The organism is Mesorhizobium sp. M7A.T.Ca.US.000.02.2.1 (assembly GCF_003996995.1).
Taxonomy (GTDB): Bacteria; Pseudomonadota; Alphaproteobacteria; order Rhizobiales; family Rhizobiaceae; genus Mesorhizobium.
In genome coordinates this window covers 1-958 of record NZ_RZTT01000812.1, presented here as the reverse complement: position 1 = coordinate 958, position 958 = coordinate 1, and the positions used below count along the sequence as shown (strand labels likewise).

The 958-nt window shown below is 63.4% G+C and carries 1 protein-coding gene; it reads left to right on the top strand.

All coding sequences use genetic code 11. From position 1 onward, the window contains the following. On the top strand, positions 1-949 hold a 949-nt coding region (locus EOD15_RS34825), incomplete at its 5' end, for an ATP-binding cassette domain-containing protein (protein WP_127409337.1). Positions 950-958: the final 9 nt, after the last annotated feature.

Here is a 958-nt window from a genome sequence, read left to right as displayed (position 1 = left end):
CACCTCCGGCGAGCTCAGAATAGCCGGCGAAGTGGTGAACGACGTGCCGCCGTCGAAACGGGGCATCGCCATGGTGTTCCAGTCCTATGCGCTCTACCCGCACATGACCGTCTACGACAACATGGCGTTCTCGATGAAGATCGGCAAAGAGAACAAGGCCGAGATCGACCGCCGCGTGCGTCAGGCCGCCGAGATCCTGCAGCTGACCAAATATCTCGACCGCCTGCCCAAGGCGATGTCGGGCGGCCAGCGCCAGCGCGTCGCCATCGGCCGCGCCATCGTGCGCAATCCGAAGGTGTTCCTGTTCGACGAGCCGCTTTCGAACCTTGATGCGGCGCTGCGAGTCGCCACCCGCATCGAAATCGCCAAGCTCAAGGAATCGATGCCCAACACGACCATGATCTACGTCACCCACGACCAGGTCGAGGCGATGACGCTCGCCGACCGCATCGTGGTGCTCAAGGACGGCCATATCGAGCAGGTCGGCACGCCGATGGACCTCTATAAGAAGCCCGGCAATCTATTCGTTGCGCAATTCATCGGCTCACCGGCCATGAACATCCTGCCCGCGACCATCGACAAGACCGGAAACCCGACTGTCGTCAGCCATGTCGGCGGGCGCAAGGCGACCGTGCCGATCGCGACGCCGGCTTCGGCGAAGGGCGCTGCGGTGAGTTTTGGCGTGCGGCCGGAGGACCTGATCATCGCCAGCGGCGCGGACTATCTGTTCGAGGGGGCGGTCGACTATGTCGAGCAGCTCGGCGAGGTTCAGCTGGTCTATGTCGACATCGGTCGCGCCGACCTGCCGCTGGTGACCAAGCTGCCCGGCAATGTCGAGGTCAAGCGCGGTTCGACATTGCGGCTGAGCGCCAATGGCGAGGACCTGCATATCTTCGACACCGATGGGCGGTCGTTTGCCCTTCATGAGGCTGAAGCGAAGGCGGCCTGAGTCAGGACC